At 68.6% G+C, this 21,853-nt stretch carries 21 protein-coding genes; 14 read left to right on the top strand and 7 right to left on the bottom strand.

Annotation, left to right across the window (positions count from 1 at the left end):
• Positions 1-167: 167 nt before the first annotated feature.
• Positions 168-335, bottom strand: coding sequence for a hypothetical protein (locus tag AB0J95_RS47535; RefSeq protein WP_364772980.1), 168 nt, complete (start codon positions 333-335; stop codon positions 168-170).
• 241 nt (positions 336-576) lie between these two features.
• Here AB0J95_RS47535 and AB0J95_RS47530 point away from each other — a divergent pair, with 241 nt between their 5' ends.
• From AB0J95_RS47530 to AB0J95_RS47515, 4 genes are read left to right on the top strand one after another with little or no spacing between them, the layout of a single operon-like run.
• Positions 577-1,653, top strand: a complete 1,077-nt coding sequence (locus tag AB0J95_RS47530) for an AAA family ATPase (protein ID WP_364772978.1) — start codon at positions 577-579, stop codon at positions 1,651-1,653.
• A 53-nt stretch (positions 1,654-1,706) separates the two neighbouring features.
• Entirely contained in the window at positions 1,707-2,591 is an 885-nt protein-coding gene (locus tag AB0J95_RS47525; RefSeq protein WP_364773072.1) for a DUF58 domain-containing protein, read from the top strand.
• Between the two features lie 8 nt (positions 2,592-2,599).
• Positions 2,600-3,583 carry a VWA domain-containing protein gene (locus AB0J95_RS47520; RefSeq protein WP_364773070.1) on the top strand — a complete coding sequence of 328 codons (984 nt, stop codon included), beginning with the start codon at positions 2,600-2,602 and terminating at the stop codon, positions 3,581-3,583.
• Between the two features lie 27 nt (positions 3,584-3,610).
• Positions 3,611-4,207 carry a DUF5655 domain-containing protein gene (locus tag AB0J95_RS47515; RefSeq protein WP_364772977.1) on the top strand — a complete coding sequence of 199 codons (597 nt, stop codon included), beginning with the start codon at positions 3,611-3,613 and terminating at the stop codon, positions 4,205-4,207.
• A gap of 200 nt (positions 4,208-4,407) precedes the next feature.
• On the opposite strand, the gene AB0J95_RS47510 is transcribed toward AB0J95_RS47515, so the two are convergent.
• The 5 genes from AB0J95_RS47510 to AB0J95_RS47490 form a co-directional block, all read right to left on the bottom strand.
• Positions 4,408-4,680, bottom strand: a complete 273-nt coding sequence (locus AB0J95_RS47510) for a GlsB/YeaQ/YmgE family stress response membrane protein (protein WP_364772976.1) — start codon at positions 4,678-4,680, stop codon at positions 4,408-4,410.
• A 114-nt stretch (positions 4,681-4,794) separates the two neighbouring features.
• A complete protein-coding gene (locus AB0J95_RS47505) occupies positions 4,795-5,721 on the bottom strand; it encodes a TAXI family TRAP transporter solute-binding subunit (RefSeq protein WP_364772975.1) in 927 nt (308 codons plus the stop codon).
• Entirely contained in the window at positions 5,718-7,085 is a 1,368-nt protein-coding gene (locus AB0J95_RS47500; RefSeq protein ID WP_364772974.1) for a HAMP domain-containing sensor histidine kinase, read from the bottom strand. The genes AB0J95_RS47505 and AB0J95_RS47500 overlap by 4 nt, the downstream gene beginning before the upstream one ends.
• 1 nt (position 7,086) lies before the next feature.
• Positions 7,087-7,743 carry a response regulator transcription factor gene (locus AB0J95_RS47495; RefSeq protein ID WP_364772972.1) on the bottom strand — a complete coding sequence of 219 codons (657 nt, stop codon included), beginning with the start codon at positions 7,741-7,743 and terminating at the stop codon, positions 7,087-7,089.
• Positions 7,718-9,025, bottom strand: a complete 1,308-nt coding sequence (locus tag AB0J95_RS47490) for an MFS transporter (RefSeq protein WP_364772971.1) — start codon at positions 9,023-9,025, stop codon at positions 7,718-7,720. The genes AB0J95_RS47495 and AB0J95_RS47490 overlap by 26 nt, the downstream gene beginning before the upstream one ends.
• A 111-nt stretch (positions 9,026-9,136) precedes the next feature.
• Here AB0J95_RS47490 and AB0J95_RS47485 point away from each other — a divergent pair, with 111 nt between their 5' ends.
• Both AB0J95_RS47485 and AB0J95_RS47480 read left to right on the top strand, forming a co-directional pair.
• Positions 9,137-9,361, top strand: coding sequence for a nuclear transport factor 2 family protein (locus tag AB0J95_RS47485; RefSeq protein ID WP_364772970.1), 225 nt, complete (start codon positions 9,137-9,139; stop codon positions 9,359-9,361).
• A gap of 78 nt (positions 9,362-9,439) precedes the next feature.
• Positions 9,440-10,720 (top strand): alkaline phosphatase family protein, encoded by a 1,281-nt coding sequence (locus tag AB0J95_RS47480; RefSeq protein WP_364772969.1) that lies wholly within the window; start codon positions 9,440-9,442, stop codon positions 10,718-10,720.
• Here the strand turns inward: AB0J95_RS47480 and AB0J95_RS47475 are convergent.
• The gene (locus AB0J95_RS47475; protein WP_364772968.1) at positions 10,705-13,167 is read right to left on the bottom strand and encodes an FtsX-like permease family protein; all 2,463 of its coding nucleotides are present in this window, start codon (positions 13,165-13,167) and stop codon (positions 10,705-10,707) included. The two genes, AB0J95_RS47480 and AB0J95_RS47475, sit on opposite strands and share 16 nt — an antisense overlap.
• Before the next feature lie 178 nt (positions 13,168-13,345).
• Here AB0J95_RS47475 and fabG point away from each other — a divergent pair, with 178 nt between their 5' ends.
• The 8 genes from fabG (at position 13,346) to AB0J95_RS47435 (ending at position 21,827) form a co-directional block, all read left to right on the top strand.
• The gene (fabG, locus tag AB0J95_RS47470) at positions 13,346-14,050 is read left to right on the top strand and encodes a 3-oxoacyl-[acyl-carrier-protein] reductase (protein WP_364772966.1); all 705 of its coding nucleotides are present in this window, start codon (positions 13,346-13,348) and stop codon (positions 14,048-14,050) included.
• Positions 14,051-14,076: 26 nt separating this feature from the next.
• Complete coding sequence (gene fabI / locus AB0J95_RS47465; RefSeq protein ID WP_364772965.1) at positions 14,077-14,844, top strand: enoyl-ACP reductase FabI; 768 nt, start codon at positions 14,077-14,079, stop codon at positions 14,842-14,844.
• Between the two features lie 43 nt (positions 14,845-14,887).
• Positions 14,888-16,480, top strand: a complete 1,593-nt coding sequence (locus tag AB0J95_RS47460; RefSeq protein WP_364772963.1) for a Na+/H+ antiporter — start codon at positions 14,888-14,890, stop codon at positions 16,478-16,480.
• A gap of 19 nt (positions 16,481-16,499) precedes the next feature.
• Entirely contained in the window at positions 16,500-17,531 is a 1,032-nt protein-coding gene (locus tag AB0J95_RS47455; RefSeq protein WP_364772962.1) for a ferrochelatase, read from the top strand.
• A gap of 8 nt (positions 17,532-17,539) precedes the next feature.
• Positions 17,540-18,061, top strand: coding sequence for an AAA family ATPase (locus tag AB0J95_RS47450; RefSeq protein ID WP_364772960.1), 522 nt, complete (start codon positions 17,540-17,542; stop codon positions 18,059-18,061).
• On the top strand, positions 18,062-18,940 hold the full coding sequence (locus AB0J95_RS47445; protein ID WP_364772958.1) for a pyridoxal-phosphate dependent enzyme: 879 nt from the start codon (positions 18,062-18,064) through the stop codon (positions 18,938-18,940).
• 309 nt (positions 18,941-19,249) lie between these two features.
• A complete protein-coding gene (locus AB0J95_RS47440; protein WP_364773068.1) occupies positions 19,250-20,455 on the top strand; it encodes an ROK family transcriptional regulator in 1,206 nt (401 codons plus the stop codon).
• Positions 20,456-20,483: 28 nt separating this feature from the next.
• Positions 20,484-21,827: an ABC transporter substrate-binding protein gene (locus tag AB0J95_RS47435; RefSeq protein ID WP_364772957.1), complete on the top strand. Its 1,344-nt coding sequence runs from the start codon at positions 20,484-20,486 to the stop codon at positions 21,825-21,827.
• Positions 21,828-21,853 lie beyond the last annotated feature (26 nt).

The raw sequence follows: 21,853 nt of genomic DNA, 5'->3' as shown, positions 1-21,853 counted from the left end.
GACTCCGGCTGCGCGGACTCCGGCTGCGCGGACTCCGGCTGCGCGGACTCCGGCTGCGCGGACTCCGGCTGCGCGGACTCCGGCTGCGCGGACTCCGGCTGCGCGGACTCCCTCTGCGCGGACTCCCTCTGCGCCGTCCCAGCTCCTGGCCGCTATGGCTGCCCAACTCACCACCGCGGCCACACTGCGCTTGCAGTCACCCACTGCCAGCCGACCACCTGCCAGCCGACCACCTGCCAGCCGACCGCCTGCCAGCCGACCGCCTGCCAGCCGACCGCCTGCCAGCCGACCACCTGCCAGCCGACCACCTGCCAGTCGCGTTCCTGGCCCTCCACGTCCGTACAGCGAGGGCGTGTCCGCGGGATCGCGATAGCGGGGGCGCTGATGCCCCCGCGGGAGGCCCGAATACGCCCGGTATGAGGACCTTCCTGGAACCACCTCGCTGAAGTCCGGTTTCGGGGCGGACTCCCACCGATCGAGATCCCGCGGGCACACCTGACCCTCTTCACAGCGGTCACACTGGCGATCCGTTTGCATGGTCATCGCGGATACGTGTGTTTTCGAGGAGGTTCGCCCGTGACGGAGCCCGAGGCCGGAAAGACGGAGGCAGGTGGCGCCGCCAGCACCCCGGCCCATGACGCGCAGCTGCTCGAGCGCACGGTGTTCGAGGTCAAGCGGGTGATCGTCGGGCAGGACCGGCTGGTCGAGCGGATGCTGGTGGGCCTGCTGTCCAAGGGGCACCTGCTGCTGGAGGGCGTGCCCGGTGTGGCCAAGACCCTCGCGGTGGAGACGTTCGCCCGGGTGGTCGGCGGCTCGTTCTCCCGCGTGCAGTTCACCCCCGACCTGGTGCCCGCCGACATCCTCGGCACCCGGATCTACCGGCAGGGCAGCGAGTCGTTCGACGTCGAGCTGGGCCCGGTGGTGGCCAACTTCGTGCTCGCCGACGAGATCAACCGCGCGCCGGCCAAGGTGCAGTCGGCGATGCTCGAGGTGATGGCCGAGCGGCACGTGTCCATCGGCGGCCAGACCTTCCCGATGCCCGACCCGTTCCTGGTGCTGGCCACCCAGAACCCGATCGAGAACGAGGGCGTCTACCCGCTGCCCGAGGCGCAGCGCGACCGGTTCCTGTTCAAGATCATCGTCGAGTACCCGACGGCCGAGGAGGAGCGCGAGATCGTGTACCGGATGGGCGTGCAGCCCCCGGTGCCGCACGAGGTGCTCACCCCGGCCGAGCTGACCCGCCTGCAGGGCGTGGCGTCCAAGGTCTTCGTGCACCACGCGCTCGTCGACTACGTGGTGCGCCTGGTGCTCGCCACCCGGACCCCGGCCGAGCACGGTCTGTCCGATGTGGCCGGTTGGGTCGCCTACGGTGCTTCTCCCCGTGCCAGCTTGGGAATCGTGGCCGCCGCCCGCGCGCTCGCGCTCGTTCGCGGCCGGGATTACGTGCTGCCACAGGATGTTGTCGACGTCGTTCCGGATGTGTTGCGGCACCGGCTCGTGCTGTCGTACGACGCGCTGGCCGACGCGGTTCCGTTGGACCACATCATCACCCGGGTGCTGCAGACCGTTCCGTTGCCCCAGGTGTCCGCGCGGCCGCAAGCCGCGCCGCAGCAAGGACACCCCGCACCCGCAGGCATGTCTGGCCGGCCGTGACCAAGAAGGAGGAGCGGCCGTCCTGGACCCCGCCGATCCTGCGCGGCGAGCGGATGGAGGCCGGGCTGCGGCTGCTGGAGCTGGATGTCCGGCGCAAGCTCGACGGCCTGTTGCAGGGCAACCACCTCGGACTGGTGCCCGGGCCCGGTACCGAACCGGGGGAGGCCCGGCCCTACCAGCCGGGTGACGACGTCCGCCGGATGGACTGGGCGGTCACGGCCCGCACGACCACCCCGCACATCCGGGAGACGGTCGCCGACCGCGAGCTGGAGACGTGGCTCGCCGTGGACCTGTCCGCCAGCCTGGACTTCGGCACGGCGGCGTGCGAGAAACGGGACCTTGTCGTGGCCGCGGTCGCCGCGGTCGCGCACCTGACTCGCGGTGGCGGCAACCGGATCGGCGCGGTGGTGTCCACCGGCGCGCAGATGAACCGCATCCCGGCCCGCGGCGGGCTCGCCTACGCGCGGGGCCTGATCCGCAAGATCGCCGAGACACCGAGCCCGCCCGAGGGCACCTCCGGTGATCTCGCCGAGCTGCTCGAACAGCTGCGCCGGCCGCCGCGCCGGCGGGGCCTGGCCGTGGTGATCTCGGACTTCCTGGGCGAGATCAACTGGCAGCGCGCGCTGCGTGGGCTGTCCGGCCGGCACGACCTGATCGCGATCGAGGTCGTCGACCCCCGGGACGTCGACCTGCCGGACATCGGCACGGTCGTCCTGTCCGACCCGGAGACGGGACGGCAGCGTGAGGTGGACGCGACCCCGTTGCTGCGCCGGGAGTTCGCCGCGGCCGCCGCCCACCACCGGGCCGAGGTCGCGGCCGCGATCCGCCGTGCGGGGGCGGGGCACCTGGTGCTGCGCACGGACTCGGACTGGGTCGCCGACACCGTCCGGTTCGTGGTCGCCCGCAAACGTCGTTGGTCCGGAGGGGGTGCCGCCTGATGTTCGGCCTGAGTTTCACGCGGTTCGCGGACGCGTGGTGGTTCCTGCTGCTGATCCTGGTCGCCGGGCTGGTGGCCGGGTACGTGTTGGCCCAGCGCAGGCGCCGCAAGAAGACCATGCGGTTCACCAACCTCGCGCTGCTGGAGCGGGTCGCGCCGAAACGGTCGCGCCGGACCCGGCACGTCCCCATCGCGCTGCTGCTGACCGCCCTGACGCTGTTCACCATCGCGCTGGCCGGCCCCACCGCCGAGGCCAAGGTCCCGCGCAACCGGGCCACGGTCATGCTGGTGATCGACGTGTCGCTGTCGATGGAGTCCACCGACGTCAAACCCAACCGCCTGGAGGCCGCTCAGGCGGCGGCCAAGTCGTTCGCCAACGGCCTCACCCCCGGCATCAACCTGGGCCTGATCTCGTTCGCCGGAACAGCCACCGTCCTGGTCTCCCCGACCACCTCCCGCCAGGGCGTCGTGAAGGCCATCGACACCCTCCGCCTCGCGCAGTCCACCGCCACCGGCGAGGCGATCTTCAGCGCGCTGCAGTCCATCGAGGGCTTCTCCCAGGTCGTCGGCGGCCCCGAAGGCCCGCCCCCGGCCCGCATCGTGCTGATGAGCGACGGCAAGCAGACCATCCCCACCGACAACCAGGACGACCCGCGCGGCATGTTCACCGCCGCACGGGCAGCCGCCGACCAGAAGATCCCCGTCTCGACCATCTCGTTCGGCACCACCGACGGCACGGTCGACATCGACGGTCGACGGACCCCCGTGCCCGTCGACGACGAGTCCCTCCAGGAGGTCGCCAAGCTGTCCGGCGGCGAGTTCTACAAGGCCGCCACCGCCGACGAGCTGCGCAAGGTTTACGACACATTGGGTGAACAAATCGGTTATGAGGTGAAAGACGCCGACGCGAGCCGCCCATGGTTGATACTGGGCACCATCGCGGCCATCAGCGCCGCGGCCAGCGCGCTGTTCATCGGGCAGCGCCTGCCCTAGGAGCCGCAGCAGCGCAGGAGGACCCCCATGGTCGACGCCAAGGACTGGCGCGAGATGCATGAGTGGTCCGCCCAGCTCCTGAAGCGTCAGACCGGCCACACCGTCGACGACTGGAACAGAAGGATCAAGGACACGGGCATCACCTCCCGTGACGAGCTCCAGCTCTGGCTCAAGACCCGCAACATCAACGGCTACGCCCAACAGCTGTTGATCATGGAACGCTTCGGCTACCCCGAATTCCTCCTGAAAACAGCCGAAGAGTTGGTCGACGAACAGTTCGCCGACCGCCAACACCTCCGCCCGGTCTTCGACGAACTGGTAGAAGCAGGCATAGGCATAGCCCACCAAGGCCTCGTAGAGGTCCAGGCCAGAAAAACCTACGTCACCCTCCGAACCAAACGCCGAAAATTCGCCGTCATCAAACCCACCACCAAAACAAGGGTCGACCTCGGCCTCCGCATAGTCACCATGCACGAAGGCCACACCCGCTTCGCCGCAAGACTGCAGTCAGCCAAGATACTCAGAGACGAGACCATGACGCACAGAATCCCGTTGACCCGCCTGGAAGACGTGGATGACGAGGTCTGCTATTGGCTGGCGGTCGCATACGAGCAGAACACTTAAAGAAGCCAACCCACGCGCGGAAGCGCGCAACAGGGGTGCCCTTCGCCCACCAGCCCACAGGGATCCGAAGGATCCTTGTCCCTTGCCCCTCTTCGCGGCCTGCCTAGCGGCGAGCGAACTCTTTTCACCCAGCCATCCCAAACGCCCCCAGACATGAGTCAGCGGCCCGCCCCTGAAGGAGCGAGCCGCCGACTCACGCGTCAATGAACCCGTCGACTGCCGTAAAGCCCGCCAACGATTCCGACGAGCACTACAGCCGCGCCAACCTGTAGCAGGATCTCGATCCAGTCGATACCGGCGGTGTCCTGCACGCCCAGCCACCGGGCGATGAGGCTGCCGATGAAGGCGGCGACGATACCCACGACGATCGTCAGCCAGATGGGGATGTTCTGCTTGCCGGGCAGGATCAGCCGGGCCAGCGCGCCGATGATCAGGCCGATCACGATCGCACCGATGATCGATTGGATGGTCATGGCACACGCTCCTGGGTCCAGAGTCGGGTGAAAGCCACTCGGTACTACGGTCCCAGGGGTCCCCCGTTTCGGCATCCCGTAACCGCCGAACTGTGTCTCAGAAGGGTCAAAACGTTACCCGTGCAGCTCACGGTACCTTTCCGCGGCGCCTGGGTGCAGGGGGACACCGGCTGTTCCGATGAGGGTGCGGGCGTCGAGGAACTGGGTGCCGACCGCCTGTTGCGGCACCAGCCGGCTGGCCCGCGTGACCAGCACGGACACCACCGCGCCGGCCACCTCTGGCGGCAACGAAGGGGCGCTGACCAGCAGGTTTGCCACCCCGATCGTCCGGGTGTCCCGCACGTGCTGGTACGCGCCCGACGGCACGAGCACCGACTCGTAGACCGAACCGTGCGCAGCCCGTAGCGCGGGTGTCACCCCATCGAGGGACAACAAGCGGATACCCACCCGGTTGTCGAGGTCGGCGAGAGCGGGGGTCGGCACCCCGCCGGACCACAGCAGGGCCGAGATCCGGTCCTCGGCCAGCGCGGACACCGCGTCAGCCAGCGGCAGATGCGAAACCGTGGGCTGGATACCCGCGGCGGCCACCATCCGGGTGCCGAACAGCGCGGCCCCCGAACCAGCAGCTCCCAAGGACACCGTCTTGCCAGCGAGATCACCCAGCGAGTGGATCGGGCCATCCTGCCGGACGACAAGCTGCATGTAGTTCTCGTAGACCCGCCCCAACGCCCGCAATGGCATGGCAGTCGTAAAAGGACTGTTGCCTTTGGACGCCGTCAACGCCGTATCGGCCAGCACCAGCGCCAAATCGGCCTTGCCGGACTGCAGCAGCTCCAAGTTGGCAACGCTGGCCTGAGTCGGCACGGCGGTACACCGCAGACCGACATCGGCCTGGTTCACCTGGTCCGCCAGCAACTTCGCGAACGCCAGATAGAACCCGCCCTCCTCACCCGCGGCGATCGTCAACGGCCGATCCGACCCCCGGGTGCACCCCGCCAACAAACCGGCAGTAGCCAGCACGAAAGCCCGCCGCGAGATCATGACGCCTCCAACGGGAGAGTCACGTGCACCGCGAGCCCATGCGGCGCAACCTCATCCAACCGCATCCGCCCACCCCGAGCGGTCACCAGCCGCTCGGCGATGGCCAACCCGAGGCCCGTTCCCTCCGCCCCGGCATCCCCAGCCCGCCAGAACCGCAAAGTAGCCCGCGCCCGATCATCCGCCGACAGCCCCGGCCCGTTGTCCGACACCGTGATCGTCGCGATCTCGTGGTCGACCGTCCCGGTCACCTCGACCCGCGCACCCGGCCCGGCGTACTTGATAGCGTTGTCCAGCAACACATCCAGCACCTGAGCCAGCTCACTGTCCGGCATGGACACCCGCGCCGGATCCACGACAGACACGCAAATCCGCGACCCCACAGCCGCGGCAGCGGCCTTCCAAGCATCCGAACGCTCCCACAACAGCGCCGGAACGTCACTCGCCTCACCCGGCGCGAGCTTGACGTTCTCCGCCGAGGCCAACGCGAACAGGCCGTCCAGCAACGACTCCATCCGTTCCACCTCCCCGACACACCCCCGGTAGGTGGCCTGCCCGTCGGGCCGCACCTGGTCCGCCAACGAGTCAACCCGCAGCCGCAGCGCCGCCATGGGGTTGCGCATCTGGTGCGACGCGTCGGCGACCAGCCGCCGTTGCTGCTCGGCGGCCTCGTCCACGGCGTCCGACATCTGGTTGAACGACGCCCCCAACGCCCGCAGCTCCCGTGGTCCGGCCCGCGCCGGAACGTGGGGATGCCGTTCACCCGCGGCCAACGCCCGGACACCCTTTTCCAGCTGTGCCAACGGCCGCAGCACCCACCGCGACACCACCAGAGCCAGCAGCACGAACAACAGCGCCGCGACCAAGGCCCCGAGCACGATCAACAACCAGTCGTGCGCCACATCCGAAGCCGCCGCGCCCACCGAAGCCCGCAACGCCACCGCCCCGGCGACCCGAGTCCCCGCGCCGACCGGACGCACCAGCAGCACATCCCCGCTGGACCACGGCTTGATCACGGCGGGCGCGGGACCGGGCTGGTTGCGCAAAGCCCCGTCGAGCAACGACATCAGCGAAGGATCGTCCGCCTTGAGCCCGGCCTCGACCACCGGCCGCTTGCGCGCGTCGACGACGAGCACGCCCTCGTTGTAGAGCTCGCTGTACGCCCGGACCTCGGCGCTGACCTGGGCGGTGTCGCCGGTGTCCCCGGCCTGCTGGGCCAGCGCGGCGAACCGGTCCAGCTCGGCGGTCCGGGAGATCACCAGTTGCTGGGTGCGGGCCGCGGCCGTGCTGGTCAGCAGCGGCCACGCGAACCCGGCCAGCGCCGCCGCCGACAGCACCAGCAGCACCACCAGCAGACGGGTGCGCATGTCAGGTTTCCAGCCGGTAGCCGAACCCGCGGATGGTCGCCAGCAGGCCCGGGCGGTGCAGTTTCCCGCGCAGCTGCGTCATGTGCACGTCCAACGACCGCGAGACCCCGACATAAGCGTTGCCCCACACCTCGTCCATCAGCTGCTGGCGGCTGACGGCCGTGCCGATCCGGGTGGCTAGCACTGCTAGCAGATCGAACTCCTTGGTAGTCAAAGTGATCTCCTCGCCGCCGACGGTCACCCGGCGGGCGGCGAGGTCGATCTCCACATCGGACACCCGCACCACGCGCACCGGCCGGGCCCGGCTGGCCGCACGCATGGTGATGTTGTCCATCCGGGCCAGCAGTTCGGCCAGCCGCACCGGTTTCACCACGTAGTCGTCCGCGCCGAGGCGAAGACCGCGGACCACCGAACGTTCGTCGCCGCGGGCGGTGAGCACGAGCACCGGCACGTCCGCGACCTTGCGGAGCATGCGCAGCACCTCCAGGCCGTCGGTGTCCGGCAGGCCGAGGTCGAGCAGGACCAGGTCGGCGTCGTGGTGCTTGCCCAGGGCGTCCGCCCCGCGGCTGACTCTGGTGGGGACGTGCCCGCGTGCGGCCAGCGCCTCGCTCAGCGCGTCGCCGACCCCGTCGTCATCCTCGACCAGCAGCACCCTCATGTTCCAGCTCCGATGCAGAAGACGTTTCCCGCATTGTCCAGTACACGATGAGCGAGACCAGGATGCACGCCGAGACGTACCAGTAGAACAGCTGCTCCAGTCCCGCCTTCTTCAGGCCGAGCGCGATGTACTCGGCCGTGCCGCCGAAGATCGCGACGGTGAGCGCGTACGGCAGGCCGACGCCCAGCGCGCGGATCCTGGTGGGGAACAGTTCCGCCTTCACGATGGCGTTGATCGAGGTGTACCCGGTGACGATGGACAGGCCGATCATCATCAGCAGGAACGCCACCACCGGGTTCTTCGTGCCCGCGAGGATGCTCAGCAGCGGCACGGTCGCGAGCGTGCCCGCGATGCCGAAGAACTTCAGCAGCGGCCGCCGCCCGATCCGGTCGGACAACCGGCCGGCGAGCGGCTGGATGCCCATGAACACGGCCAGCGCGATGAAGTTGATCCAGGTGACCGTGCCCTTGTCGATGTGGCTGGTGTTCACCATGAAGTTCTTCAGGTAGGTGCTGTAGGTGTAGAACGCCACCGTGCCGCCGAGGGTGAGGCCGACGACGATCAGGCACTCCTTCGGGTACTGCAGCAGCACCTTGAGCGTGCCGCGCTGCTTGGTGTCGGTCTTTTCCCGTTGGTAGCTCTCGGACTCGTCCATCCCGCGGCGCAGCCACATCACGATCAGCGCCCCCGTGGCACCGACCGCGAACGCCACCCGCCACCCCCACGTGGTGAGCTGGTGGTCGGTGAGCACCTGCTGCAACACGATCTGCAGCCCCAGCGCGACAAGCTGCCCGGAGATCAACGTGACGTACTGGAAACTCGAGTAGAAACCCCGTTTCCCCGCAGTGGCCACTTCGGACAGATACGTGGCCGAGGTCGCGTACTCCCCACCGACACTCAACCCCTGCAGCAACCGGGCGAGCAACAGGATGATCGGCGACGCCACCCCGATCGACGCATACCCGGGCGTCACGGTGATCAACAAAGACCCGGCCGCCATCAACACCACGGACAACGTCAGCGCATTCCGCCGCCCGAACTGATCCGCGAACCGCCCGAGCAGATACCCCCCGATCGGCCGCATCAGGAAGCCGACCGCGAAGATCCCCGCGGTGTCCAGCAGCTGGGCGGTCTGGTCGCCCTTCGGGAAGAACGTACTGGCGAAGTAGATGCTGAACGCCGTGTACGCATACCAGTCGTACCACTCGATCAGATTCCCGATCGACCCCCGGATGACATTGCCGACCACTCGGCGTTCCCCGGTCTGGCTGATGACCGCCATCGGACCTCCTCGTCACGTGACTGCCATCACGGTCGAGCCCCGAAGCCCGGAGAACAAGCAGGTCAGCCCAGACCTAACACTCACTTAGGCATGTCGTGGTCTACTTCGGCGGTGGATCCGATCGTGCGGCAGGCCCTGCAGGCCATCGAGAAGCGGGACTGGGCGGCGTTGAAGCCGCTCCTCCATCCGTACCTGCACTGGACCGAGGACGGCCACACGATCCGGGGTCGCAAGAACGTCCTGGCGCACCTCGAATCTCTCTCCACTGTGGACGCTCCAATCGAAACGGAGCTACGGGACAACCAGATCTATAGGTGGACAGTGTTACCCGTGTAGTTCATCCGTTGGTTGGTTGCCCACCATTCTCAAAGTGGCATGCTGGGCTGCCGGGCCTGACACTGACGGGAGATTCGGATGAACGATGTGACCCGGCGGAAGTTCCTGGTAGGCACGGCGGGTGCGGTGGCGGTGACGGCCGCGGCGGCGTCGACCCTCCCCGCTGAGGCGGCGGCTTTACCCGATCCCAAGGATTCGGGGATCGACCACATTGTCGTGGTGATGATGGAGAACCGCTCCTTCGACCACTATCTCGGCTGGTTGCCCGGTGCGGATGGGCGGCAGGCGGGGCTGAGTTTCACTGATGCCAACGGTGTTTCGCATCCGACGCACCGGCTCACGGTGCCGCACGGGTGTGGTTTCAACGATCCGGACCACTCGTATGAGGGTGGCCGGATCGAGTTCAACAACGGTGCGTGTGATGGGTGGCTGCGCGCGGGCAACAACGATGTTTTCTCGATCGGCTACTTCGAGGCCGCCGATCTGGGGTTCTACGGCCGGGCCGCGCGGGACTGGACGGTGTGCGACCGGTACTTCGCCGCGATGATGGCCCCGACCTTCCCGAACCGGTTCTTCCTGCACGCCGCGCAGACCGACCGCACGACCACGTCGGTGGACAAGATCGCGACGATGCCGGCGATCTGGGACCGGCTGGCCGCGAAAGGCGTGACCGGCCGCTACTACTTCACCGACGTCCCGTACACCGCCTTGTGGGGGACCAGGTATCTCGGCATCTCCAAGCTGATCTCGAACTTCTACACCGCCGCCAAGGCGGGCACGCTGCCGCCGGTGTCCTTTGTGGAACCCGGGTTCTTCGGCGAGGCCCTGCCCGGCTTGTCCCAGGATGAACACCCGCTGGCGGATATCCGCCTGGGACAACACTTCCTGGACACCGTCTACAACGCCGTGGTGTCCAGCCCGAACTGGGAACGAACGGTCCTGGTGATCACCTACGACGAGTGGGGCGGCTTCTTCGACCACGTGCCCCCGCCGGTCGGCCCCGACCCCAACCCCGATCTCGGCGCCGGCCTGCGCGGATTCCGCGTGCCCTGCCTGGTGATCTCGCCGCGGGCCAAGCGGTCCACGGTCGCGCACGGCCTCTACGACCACACCTCGATCCTCAAGATGATCGAGTGGCGGTTCGGCCTCGACCCCCTGACCGTGCGGGACGCGGCGGCGAACAACCTCGCCGAGGTCCTCGACTTCGAGAACCCGCCGAAGCTGTCCGCGCCGCGCTACAACGTCCCCCTGCCGATCACCTTCGGCTGCCTGCTGGAGAGTCACGCCCACTCCGGTGAGGACTGGCCCGACCTCGGCGCCAGGGCCAGGGCCCTGGGCTTCCCTCAGCCCACACCCTGACTGGCCAGCGGGCGCGAGCGGGTGGCCAGCCAGGCCGGCACCACGGTGGCCGACAGGGTGAGCACACCCGCCGCGCCCGCGATGATCCCGAAGATCCACAGCGGACCGACCGGGAACAGCGAACCGTTGACCGCCAGGCTGAACGGCAGCAGCGTCGCCCCGGAGATCACGGTCCCGAGCACCAGCCCGCACAGGCCGATGATCGTGCCCTCGACCGCCGCCATCCGGACGATCTGGCCCCGCAGCGCGCCGGAAAGCCGCAGCAGACCGAACTCCCGCCGCCGGTCGGCGGTCTCGACCACCAGCGTGTTGATCACCGAGATGGCCGTGTACAGGATGATCAACCCGGCCAGCAGGTAGTTGATCCACGCGCCGGTCTGCTGGTCCTCGGAGTAGGCCGCGGTCAGCACGGACCGGTCGACGATCTGCGCGTCCGGGAACGAGGACACCGTGCCACGAACCATGATCTGCGTCGGCGCGCCCGCGGTGGTGTGCGAGGCAAGCAGTCCGGCGGGTAGCAACGCGGCCTCCGCGGACTTCTTCGAGTCGAGCAAAGCAACGACCCGCAGCGAACCGGACTGCCCATCCCCGAACCGAAGGGTGACGGTGTCACCGATGCCCACTCCCATGTCCGACGCATGCGACTTCGGCAGCGCGACAGTGTTGCCCGACAATGCATCGAGCGATCCAGCGGAGACCGGCACCGCGGAAAGGGCGGCAGCACCGGAAGCGGTGACGCCCTGCAGCGCCAAACCATCATCGCTCAACGCGGAGTCATAAGGCGCCTCGACAAAACCAGTGCTGGTCACCCATTCCGAAGCCGCGGTGACCCCGGGAAGGTGCTGCACCTGGGACACGGCAGCGGGGGAGAACCCGCCGGTGGTGGACTGCAACACCGAGTCCGCCCGCAGGCTCGACGCGTACTCACGCTCCGAAGCCGCCACCGAAGTCGTCTGCATGTAGATCTGCGCGGTCGCGAACCCGACGGACAACATCACCGGAGCGATCGCGGCCGCCAGCTGGATCCGCCGCACCCGAGCGTTGTTCAACGCCAGATACCCGGGAACCGAAGTCACCGCGCGAACCGGCCACCGCAGCGCCGCCATCACAACGCGAGTCGCCCCCGGAGCGATCATTGTCAGCCCCAGCGCCCACATCAACACCGCAGGCCCGGCGGTCGAAGCGGCGAGCGAACCGCGGTCGCCCATCACCGTCAGCGTGAGGATCGCCAACGCCAGACCGCCGCCGAAAGCCAACGCCGCCAACACAACCCGGAAGCCACTGAGCCACTTGCGCAGCACAGCGGCCTCAGCGAGCGCCTCGGTCGGCCGAGTCCGCGCGGCCCGGCGAGCAGCGGCGATGGCGGCGAACTGGGAGCTGAGCACGGCCACGCCGATCCCGGTCACCGAAGGCACCCAGCCCTGGTGGAACTCGATCAGCGACGACACCACGCCCTTGCCAGTCAGCTGCGAGAACAGCCATTCGCCCAGATAGGACCCCGGTATCCAGGCGACCAAATTGGCCAGCAGCGACACCACGAGCGCCTCGGCGAACACCATCCGCCGAACCTGCCGCGGCGTCGTCCCCACCGCCCGCAGCAGAGCCAGTTCGCGGCGACGCTGGCGGATCGACAACCCGAGCGTGCTGGCGACCACCATCATCACGACCATCACCGCGAACCCGCCGAACACCCCCGCCAGCACGATCAACATCTCACTGCTGGCAAGCGTCTGCGGGAACTCCGCGACGCCACGGTCCTCGCCGGTCAGCACGATCGCCTGACCCTTCAGCGAGTCCTCCAGCGAAGACGCGAGCGCCGGCACGTCGGTCCCCGGCTTGACCGTCACGGCCAAAGCGGAGACGCGCCCGAACCGGCCCGCGTCCGCCGACGAGAAGTACAGGTCCGGCTGAGCGAACGTGCCCACCCCGGCCACGGTGAACTTCTGCGTGACGCCCCGGATGGACACGTCGACCTGGTCACCGGCGTGCCGTCCGATGGACGCGTCCAGGACGACCTGACCGGCGCCGGGAGCCGGACCCGAGTAGTTGTGCGGCCCGAGCGCGACCGAGTCCCAACCGTGGCCGGAAGTCGCCGAACCGCCGACGACCACCGGGAACGTCACATCCGGCAGCACGGACGCCACGCCCGCGGTCGACGCGACCTTGTCGGCCACGGCGGGTGACACGGTGACCTGCTCGACCAGGCGGCCGCGCTCGGAGTCCTCGTCCTCGTCGGACGGGTCCTTCCTCGGCAGGTCGTAGTGCTTGTCCCCGGTCACCACGATCGGCGCGCCGGCCAGCCGCTGGGCCGGGACGGCGGTGCGCACGCCCGTCTCCATCAGGCCGCCGCACGCCATCACGATCATCGAACCGAGCAGCAACGCGATGAAGGTCGCCACCGAACCGCCCTTGCGGTAGCGCAGCGTTCGCAACGTCAGGCGCAGCATGCCGACACCGTCCCCAAATCTCGAGCCCCTTGTTTGTGGCTCGACGCTATTGCCGTCAACGGTGTCGCCCCCATGGTGCTGAACAGCCGATTTACCGGGGGGCTAGCCCTACCATCGCCGCCGTCGGCCAGTAGCCTGTGCCCGCGAGAGGCACCATCGGGGCGCGGAGGAGTTGAGCGTGGCACGGTCAGTATTGGTCACAGGTGGTAACCGGGGGATCGGTCTGGCTATCGCCCGTGCGTTCGCCGAGCAGGGTGACAAGGTGGCGGTCACGCACCGCGGCTCGGACGTGCCGGAGGGCCTGCTCGGGGTGAAGTGCGACGTGACCGACGCCGATCAGGTGGACGCCGCGTTCAAGCAGGTCGAGGAGGCGCACGGCCCGGTCGAGGTGCTCATCTCCAACGCCGGGATCACCGACGACACGCTGCTGTTGCGGATGACCGAGGACCAGTTCACCCGCGTCCTGGACGCCAACCTGACCGGCGCGTTCCGCGTGGTCAAGCGCGCCTCGCGGGGCATGCTCAAGCAGCGGTTCGGCCGGATCGTGTTCATCTCGTCGGTGGTGGGGCTCTCCGGCGGCGCGGGCCAGGCCAACTACGCGGCCAGCAAGGCCGGCCTGGTCGGGTTCGCCCGGTCGCTGGCCAGGGAGCTGGGCAGCCGCAACATCACCGCGAACGTGATCACGCCGGGTTTCGTGGCCACCGAGATGACCGCCGTGCTGTCCGAGGACCGCAAGGCCGAGATCATCGCGCAGGTCCCGCTCGGCCGGTACGCCGACACCGCGGAGATCGCCTCGGTCACGACGTTCCTGGCCTCGGACGCGGCCTCGTACATCACCGGCGCGGTCATCCCCGTCGACGGCGGCCTCGGCATGGGCCACTGAGAGAGAGATCTAGGGAGAGGGAACAAGTGAGCGGACTGCTCGAAGGCAAGCGGCTGCTGATCACCGGTGTGATCACCGACGCGTCCATCGCGTTCCACGTGGCCAAGATCGCCCAGGAACAGGGTGCCCAGGTGGTGCTGACCGGGTTCGGCCGGATGAGCCTGGTGGAGCGGATCGCGCAGCGGCTGCCCACGCCCGCCCCGGTGATCGAGCTGGACGTGACCAACCAGGAGCACCTCGACGGCCTGGCCGACAAGGTCCGCGAGCACGTCGACGGCATCGACGGGGTGGTGCACTCGATCGGGTTCGCCCCGGCGTCCTGCCTCGGCAACCCGTTCCTGGAGGCGCCGTGGGAGGACGTGGCCACCACGGTCCAGGTCTCGGCGTACTCGTTCATGTCGCTGACCAAGGCGCTGCTGCCGTTGCTGCACGAGGGTGCGTCCGTGGTGGGCATGGACTTCGACGCGCGCCAGGCGTGGCCGGCCTACAACTGGATGGGCGTGGCCAAGGCCGGGCTGGAGTCGGTCACCCGCTACCTGGCCAAGGAGCTGGGCCCGAAGCAGATCCGGGTGAACCTGGTCGCGGCCGGCCCGGTGCGCACGATGGCGGCCAAGTCGATCCCCGGTTTCAAGGACATCGAGGAGCAGTGGGGCCCGCGCGCGCCGCTGGGCTGGAAGGTCGACGACCCCGAGCCGGTTGGAAAGAGCGTGTGCGCCCTGTTGTCGGACTGGCTGCCGGCGACCACGGGGTCCATGGTGTGGGTGGACGGCGGGTTCCACGCGGTCGGCATGTAGCCACCGCCTGAGCCGTCCACGTGAGACTTGAAGGTGGGCGGAGTTGTTAGGTCTCGAGATCGTCGTTGTGCTCGGGGTGGCCGTGCTGGTCTGCACGGTCGCCGCCGGGCGGCTGCGCGTGGTGCCGCCGGTGCTGCTGGTCGTCGTCGGGGTGGCGGTCGGGTTCATCCCCGCACTGCGTGAGGTGTCGCTGCCGCCCGAGACGATGCTGCTGGTGTTCCTGCCGGCGCTGTTGTACTGGGAGAGCCTGACCACGTCGTTGCGGGAGATCCGCAACAACCTCCGGATCATCGTGCTCGCCAGCACAGTGCTCGTCGTCGTCACAGCAGCCGCTGTAGCAGCGGTAGCGCATGCCGTAGGTATGCCGTGGGGTCCCGCGTGGATCCTCGGCGCTGCCATCGCGCCTACGGATGCCACCGTTGTCGGCGTCATCGCACGGGCACTGCCGTTGCGCACGATGACCGTGTTGCGTGCGGAGAGCCTTGTCAACGACGGCACCGCATTGGTCATCTACGGCATCGCGGTGAGCGTGACGCAGGGCGGTGGGTCCTACGGCCCCGGGCATGTGAGCTGGCTGTTTGTGCTCGCGTACGTCGGCGGCGCGGCCTCCGGGCTGCTGACCGCGTGGCTCGCCATCCAGGCCCGGCGGCGGCTGGACAGCCCGACCCTGGAGAACGTCGTCAGCGTGCTGACCCCGTTCGTGGCGTTCCTCCTCGCGGAGCGTCTGGAGGCCTCGGGGGTGCTCGCGGTGGTCGTCTGCGGGCTCGTGCTGAGCCAGATCGGGCCCCGGATCGTGCGCGCGGACACCCGTCAGCAGGCCAACGCGTTCTGGGGCCTGACGACGTTCCTGCTCAACGGATCGCTGTTCGTGCTGATCGGCCTGCAGGCCAACGCCGCCGTCCGCGACCTCTCGTCCAGCGAGCTGACCCGCGCGCTCACCCTGCTCGGGATCGTCACGGCGGTCGTCATCGGTGCGCGGTTCGTCTACAACTTCACCACGCCGTACGTAATCCGCGCGATCGACCGGCGGCCCCAGCAACGGCTGCGGCGCGCGGGCCCACGGCCGCGCGTCGTGATGGCGCTGTCCGGGTTCCGCGGGGCCGTGTCCATGGCCGCGGCACTGGCTGTGCCGGAGCTGACCAACGCCAAGGACCCGTTCCCGGACCGGGACGTGATCATCTTCGTCACCGCGGGTGTGATCGTGCTGACCCTGGTGATCCAGAGCGTGATCCTGCCGTTCGTGGTCCATTGGGCGCACCTGCCGCCGGACACCCAGCTCGACGAGGAACGCTCGCTGGCCATCACCGTCTCCTCCGAGGAGGCGTTCGAGGCGTTGCCGCGGCTGGCCGCCGAGCTGGAGGTCGACCCGATGGTGCTGGAGCGCACCCAGACCGAGTACCAGCGGCATCTCACCATGCTGCGCACCGAGGGCGCCGGCGAGGACGACATCGACGACACCGAACGGCGGCTGGAGGACGAGTACAAGCAGCTGCGGCTGGCCCTGCTGGCGCGCAAGCGGGAGACCCTGCTGCGGCTGCGCGACGAACGGCTGATCGACGACATCGTGGTGCGCGAGGTGCAGAGCAAGCTCGACGTGGAGGAGGTGCGGCTGTCCCGGCGGGAGATCGTGGAGTGACAAATGCCAGGATAGGGCCGTGAGTTTTGACGCCGTGCTGTGGTTGTCGTTCGGCGGGCCGGAGGGGCCCGCGGAGGTCCGGCCGTTCCTGGAGAACGTGACCCGCGGCCGGGGTGTGCCGCCCGAACGCCTCGACGAGGTCGAACAGCACTACCAGCACTTCGGCGGCGTCTCCCCGATCAACGAGCTCAACCGGGACGCCATCGCCGCGGTCGAGGCCGAGCTGGCGGCGCAGGACATCAAGCTGCCGGTGTACTTCGGCAACCGCAACTGGCACCCGATGGCCGAGGACACCGTCGCCAAGATGGCTGCCGACGGGGTGAAGCGGGCGCTGGTGTTCCCGACGTCCGCGTACGGCGGGTACTCGGCCTGCCGCCAGTACGACGAGGACATCGCGCGGGCCCGCGCGGCGGTCGGCCCCGCTGCCCCTGAACTGGTGAAACTGCGGCAGTTCTTCGACCACCCGCTGTTCGTGGCGGCCTTCGCCGACTCCGTCCGGGCCGCGTTGGCCTCGCTGCCCGACAACGCCCGGCTGGTGTTCACCGCCCACTCGGTGCCGGTGTCGGCCGACAAGGCCGCCGGTCCGCCCGAGGAGGGCGGCCACCGGTACTCGCGCCAGGTCGCCGAGGCCGCCCGGCTGGTGGCGGCCGAGGTCGGCGTCGCCGAGTACGACGTGGTCTGGCAGTCGCGGTCCGGGCCGCCGCGGATCCCGTGGCTCGAGCCGGACATCGTCGACCACGTGGAGGCGTTGAGCGCTCAGGGCGTCGGCGCGCTGGCGGTGTGCCCGATCGGGTTCGTCTCCGATCACCTGGAAGTGATCTGGGACCTGGACAACGAGGCCGCCGAGAAGGCCGCCGAGCTGGGCATGCTGTTCGCCCGCGCGGCCACCCCGAACGCCGACCCCCGGTTCGCCGAGCTCGTGGTCGCGTTGATCCGTGAGCACATCGCGGGCGAGCAAGCGCTGAAGCTGTCGTCGTTCCCGGCGGCCGGGTGCACGGTGAACGGTGCGCCCTGCGCGGTCGGCTGCTGCGAACCGGTCCGAAGGCCTTGAGTACCTTCGTGATCATCACCGGGGTGGCCGGTGGTGGCAAGACGACGGTCATCAACGCCTTACGGCAGTACGGGTACACGTGTTTCCCGGAAGTGGCGCGGGAGATCATCCGCGACCAGGTGGCCATCGGCGGCCGCGCCCTGCACCAGGCCGACGCGGCCCTGTTCGCCGAGGTCATGCTGTCCTGGGAGATGCGTTCCTACCGGGAGGCCAGCCAGCACGGCGGCCTGGTGTTCTTCGACCGCGGCATCCCGGACCTGGTCGGCTACCACCGGCTGCTGGGCCTGCCGGTGCCGCCGCACGTGCTGACCGCGACCGCGATGTTCCGCTACCACCAGCGCGTGTTCATCACCCCGCCGTGGCCGGAGATCAACGACCGCGACGAGGAACGCACCCACGACTTCGACGAGGTGCTGCGCACCCACGAGGAGATCTCGCTGGGCTACATCGAGCACGGCTACGAGGTCATCGAGCTGCCCAAGGTCAGCGTGGACGAGCGCGTCGCGTTCATCAGCCAGTACGTTTCCTAGATGCCCTCGCCTTTGGTGCGGCTGCACGACGCCCGGCTCGGTGACGTCCGCCTGGTGCTGAAGCGCGACGACCTCATCCACCCGGACCTGCCGGGCAACAAGTGGCGCAAGCTCAAGCACAACATCCCGGCGGCACAGGCAATGGGAACGCTGCTCACGTTCGGCGGCGCCTACTCCAACCACATCCGCGCGACCGCCACCGCCGGCCGGCTGTACGGGTTCCGCACGATCGGCGTGATCCGCGGCGAGGAACACCTGCCGCTGAACCCGGTTCTCACGTACGCGGTTGAGCAGGGCATGACGTTGACCTACCTGGACCGCGAGACCTACCGCCGCAAGACCTCACCGGAGGTCGTCGCCGATCTCAGGAACCGGTTCGGCGAGTTCTTCCTGTTGCCAGAAGGCGGAAGCAACGCCGAAGCGGTCCGCGGCTGCAGCGAAGTCCCAGCGGAGATCGACTTCGACTTCGACGTGATCGCGTGTGCCTGCGGCACGGGCGGAACACTCGCGGGCCTCTCAGCAGGTCTCAAAGGCCAACGCGCCCTTGGCTTCTCGGTGCTGAAGGGCGGTTTCCTGACCGCTGAAGTGGCCCGCCTCCAGCAAGCCGCGCTGGGCACGGTCCGGCGCAACTGGACGGTCAACGACGAGTTCCACTTCGGTGGCTACGCACGAAGAACGACAGCTCTGGACGGGTTCATCGCCGACTTCCGTGACCGGCACGGCCTGGCACTGGACTGGGTCTACGTGGCCAAGATGCTGTTCGGCCTCTACGCCTTGACCGCCCGGGGTGCGTTCGCGGCCGGAACGACAGTCGTAGCGGTCGTGACCGGCTCGGGGGAGTGGGACAGCCGCCCAGCGGCACACAATTCACAGGGATGAACCGGACAGAGTTCCCTGCCTGGACGAAATAGCTCAACCCACGACTTGGTCGCGCCGGTCATCCGCGGCTCGCAACACGCCCGACATCGCCCCGAGACCGAGGCGAGACCTGATCAATCGATGTCGGCCGCGTGGTGCGAGCCGCGGATGACCGGCTCCCGGCGACCAAGTCCGTCCGAGCGAAGCGAGGACCACAAGGATGGTCTTGACCAATTGGGCGTTGGTGACTAGCGTCACCACAAATCGTCTGGGAAGTTACCAGATTAATTTGACCCCATTGGAGCCGAGTTGAGAGCCGGGAGCCCGCGGCTGCTTCGCGAGATCAACGATCGCGCGGCCATCGACGCGTTGCTGCGCGACGGCCCGCTGACGCGCTCCGAGCTGGAGTACGCGATCGGCTTGTCCAAGCCGGCGACCGCACAGCTCCTGGCCCGTCTCGAGGACGAGGGTGTGGTGGTCCGCGAAGGGCTGCGCGGCGGCGGGCGGGGCCCCCGCGCGCAGCTGTGGGCGGTCAACGGGGCGGTCGCGCACGTCGCGGCGATCGACCTGACCCCGCGCGGACTGGACATCGCCATCGCCGACGTGTCCGGCGAGACCCTCGCCGAGCACCGGTACCCGCTGCCACCCCGCGGCGAGCCCGACGACGTCGTCGGCGCCTTCCGCGGCGCGGTGGCCGCCGCCTGCGAACAAGCGGGCCTGACACTCGCCGACCTGCGCCATGTCGTGGTCGGCACGCCCGGTGCGGTCAACCCGCGCACCGGGCACCTGTGGTTCGCGCCGCACCTGCCGGCGTGGGAGGGCTTCGACATGCCCGGCCGGATCGGCGCGGAGCTGAGTGTGCCCGTCACCATCGAGAACGACGTCAACCTCGTCGCGCTCGAGGAGATGATCGCCGGCCAGGCCACGGAGGCGCGGTCCTTCGTGATGGTCTGGCTGGATCAGGGGATCGGTGGCGCGATCGTCATCGACCGCCGGCTGCTGCGTGGTGCGACCGGCGGTGCGGGCGAGATCGACTGGATGCACGTGCCCGACCGGGCGGCGGTCGACACGGGCATCGCACCAAGCGGGACGCGGTTCGGCGACCTGGTCAGCTCACCCAGCGTGGTGAAACTGGCCAAGGCGCACGGGTTCGCGGCCCGCAACGGCTGGACCGCGGTCACCAAGGCGGTCCAGGCGGGGCAGCAGGGGGAACCGTTCCTGGCCGACCTGGCCCGCCGCGTCGCGACCGGCGTCGCGGGCGTGGTCAGCGTGGTCGACCCGGAACTGGTGCTGCTGTGCGGGAAGACCGGCATCGCGGGCGGGGAGACGCTGTGCCGGCTGATCAGTGCGGAGCTGCGGAGCATGGTGGTACCCCGCACTCCGGTGGCGTTCAGCGCGCTCGGCGGCAACGCGGTGCGTGCCGGTGCGCTGCACTCCGCCCTCGCCGTGGTCCGGGAGCAGGTGTTCGGGCTGACCGGCGACATCACCGAACCATCGCGGCGGCTGGAGACCGGTTCAGCCGTCGCGAGTGACTGATCGAATTTACGAGTTCCCAGGAGGGCTCATGCGCAAGACCTCCATGCGAGTGCTGCTGTGTTCGGTGGCGTTACTCGTCGCCTCGTGCTCGGGTGCGGCGGGCAACGGGGGCGGTGGCGGTAGCGGCGACAACAGCGGCGCCGGCGCCGCACCGGCCAAGGACGCCACGCTGACCCTCGAGGTCTACAGCAAGTTCACCGACCGTGAAGAGCGTGAGCTCAACAAGGTGCTGGACACCTTCAAGAAGAAGTACCCGAACATCACGGTCCACCACACCGGCAACCAGGACGACGACAAGCTCACCCAGTCGATCCAGGCGGGCAACCCGCCGGACGTGGCGATCTCGTTCTACACCGACAACCTCGGCAACTGGTGCAAGAGCGGGGCCTTCCAGGACCTCAAGCCGTACATCGACCGGGACAAGATCGACGTCAACCAGATCCCGGAGGCGGTCCGCGAGTACACCACCTTCGAGGGCAAGCGCTGCGCCATGCCGCTGCTGGCGGACGCGTTCGGCCTGTACTACAACAAGGACCTCTTCGCGGCGGCAGGCATCTCCGCCCCGCCCAAGACCACGGACGAGCTGTTCGAGGACGCCAAGAAGCTGACCAAGTTCGGGCCGGACGGCTCGATCGAGGTCGCGGGCTTCTCCGCCTCGATGCCGTTCTACGGCAACCTGGCCGAGGTGTGGGCGCCGATGTTCGGCGCGAAGTACCTCGGCCCGGACGGCAAGTCCGGCCTGGCCGGCAGTCCACAGTGGAAGGAGATGTTCGAGTTCCAGAAGAAGCTCGTCGACTTCTACGGCGCGGACAAGCTGGAGAAGTTCAAGGCGGGCCTTGGCGACGAGTACTCCCCGGACAACGCGTTCCACAAGGGCAAGCTGGCCATGGCGCTGGACGGTGAGTTCCGCACCGCGTTCATCGCCGACACCGCCAAGGGCCTCAACTACGGCACCGCCCCCTCGCCGATGTCGCCGAACAACTCCAAGATGTACGGCGGCGGCCTGGTCACCGGCACGATCATCGCCATCCCCAAGGGCGTGAAGAACCCGGGCGCGTCCTGGGAGCTGATCAAGCACCTGACCCTGGACACCGACTCGCTGGTGGCGTTCTCCAACGGCATCAACAACCTGCCCAGCACGATCGACTCGCTGAAGTCGCCGAACCTCAAGCACGAGGCCCAGTTCCAGACGTTCCTGGACATCTACGGCAGCGGCAAGCTGGTCACCAAGCCGTCCACCGCCATCGGTGACGCCCACCTCAAGGCGGTCAACGACTTCGCCGAGCAGTGGGTGGCGGGCAAGATCCCCGACCTGGAGGCCGGTTTGAAGAAGGTCGACGACCAGATCAACGACGCGCTGGCGCAGAAGTAGCACGAAAATCCTGCGATGACAGCGAC

The organism is Actinocrispum sp. NPDC049592, assembly GCF_040675465.1.
Lineage (GTDB): Bacteria > Actinomycetota > Actinomycetes > Mycobacteriales > Pseudonocardiaceae > Kibdelosporangium.
Note: the sequence above shows the minus strand (reverse complement) of the source record. Positions and strands in the feature narration are given on the sequence as shown.

Excerpts from the sequence above, each read along its gene's own strand:
- AB0J95_RS47525 (WP_364773072.1), top strand. The coding sequence starts at position 1,707 with ATGGAGGCCGGGCTGCGGCTGCTGGAGCTGGATGTCCGGCGCAAGCTC.
- AB0J95_RS47515 (WP_364772977.1), top strand. The coding sequence starts at position 3,611 with ATGGTCGACGCCAAGGACTGGCGCGAGATGCATGAGTGGTCCGCCCAG.
- AB0J95_RS47510 (WP_364772976.1), bottom strand. The coding sequence starts at position 4,680 with ATGACCATCCAATCGATCATCGGTGCGATCGTGATCGGCCTGATCATC.
- AB0J95_RS47505 (WP_364772975.1), bottom strand. The coding sequence starts at position 5,721 with ATGATCTCGCGGCGGGCTTTCGTGCTGGCTACTGCCGGTTTGTTGGCG.
- AB0J95_RS47500 (WP_364772974.1), bottom strand. The coding sequence starts at position 7,085 with ATGCGCACCCGTCTGCTGGTGGTGCTGCTGGTGCTGTCGGCGGCGGCG.
- AB0J95_RS47495 (WP_364772972.1), bottom strand. The coding sequence starts at position 7,743 with ATGAGGGTGCTGCTGGTCGAGGATGACGACGGGGTCGGCGACGCGCTG.
- AB0J95_RS47490 (WP_364772971.1), bottom strand. The coding sequence starts at position 9,025 with ATGGCGGTCATCAGCCAGACCGGGGAACGCCGAGTGGTCGGCAATGTC.
- AB0J95_RS47480 (WP_364772969.1), top strand. The coding sequence starts at position 9,440 with ATGAACGATGTGACCCGGCGGAAGTTCCTGGTAGGCACGGCGGGTGCG.
- AB0J95_RS47475 (WP_364772968.1), bottom strand. The coding sequence starts at position 13,167 with ATGCTGCGCCTGACGTTGCGAACGCTGCGCTACCGCAAGGGCGGTTCG.
- AB0J95_RS47445 (WP_364772958.1), top strand. The coding sequence starts at position 18,062 with ATGCCCTCGCCTTTGGTGCGGCTGCACGACGCCCGGCTCGGTGACGTC.
- AB0J95_RS47435 (WP_364772957.1), top strand. The coding sequence starts at position 20,484 with ATGCGCAAGACCTCCATGCGAGTGCTGCTGTGTTCGGTGGCGTTACTC.